This window comes from Ruegeria spongiae (assembly GCF_023502395.1).
Lineage (GTDB): Bacteria > Pseudomonadota > Alphaproteobacteria > Rhodobacterales > Rhodobacteraceae > Ruegeria_C > Ruegeria_C spongiae.
In genome coordinates this window covers 1-829 of the sequence record NZ_JAMFMB010000089.1, presented here as the reverse complement: position 1 = coordinate 829, position 829 = coordinate 1, and the positions used below count along the sequence as shown (strand labels likewise).

Annotated in this window: 1 protein-coding gene; it reads right to left on the bottom strand. The window is 48.6% G+C overall.

Annotated features, from left to right (window positions below):
• Positions 1–829 (bottom strand): MBL fold metallo-hydrolase (locus tag M3P21_RS22365; protein ID WP_249713716.1); only part of this gene is annotated, 829 nt, incomplete at both ends.

Genomic DNA, 829 nt, shown 5'->3' with positions numbered 1-829 from the left:
GGCACGATCAATGGAATTTCGTCGCGCGTCGATAAACGCTTCAACTCTCGCATAGACTTTTCGACTCTATCCGGTGGAAAGGGCATCTTTACTAGTGGTCTGCTCAGCGGAACTCGAAAATCGTCCCAGTGAATCAGGACAACCTTTGTTGCGCCAACATCTTGAACGGAGTTCTTCCAGTACCGTTCAAACTCCCCCCTTGGCTGCCAGCCCAACATCCCGATTGACAAAAATACAACATCAGCTTTTGCACCACGAAAAGCATCAGCCTGTACACCAGCGCTCGGCACAATCAGCGCCGACTGTGTTTCTGGTTCAAGGTGTTCAATAAGATATGAATAGTTTTTTCCAACACGGTAACGCGAGAACTTTTGTGGAGCAGTCCAAGAAGGCTTAACAGTGCCTTTAAAGAGGGTCGGTGGCCCATGAGGCGTCTCAAAGATGTGAACCCTGAAGTTTCCAACGTTGACGACATTTCCATCGACGACTTCGGTAAGTTGAGTATCGGCGACACCTTCTCCGCGCGCAATCCTGAGGGTTGAACGTGAACCGTAAATGCGCGCCCCTGTAAGCTTAGCAACTAATGGTGCATCCATCACATGATCGTAGTGCGAATGCGCAACAAATAGTGCCGAAAGTTCAGAAATACCAGCACGTTCAAGACAAGCTCTGACACTGCTGGGGTCACTCGCGATCTTGCCCAACATGAGCTTGGACAAAGAAGGGCGAGAACAAAATCCATCAATAAGTATGGAATTTTCTTCATCACGAAAAAGAATACTAGTCGTCCCGAGGAAAACCGTTTCGAAAGCATCGGCTTTAAGCTCGC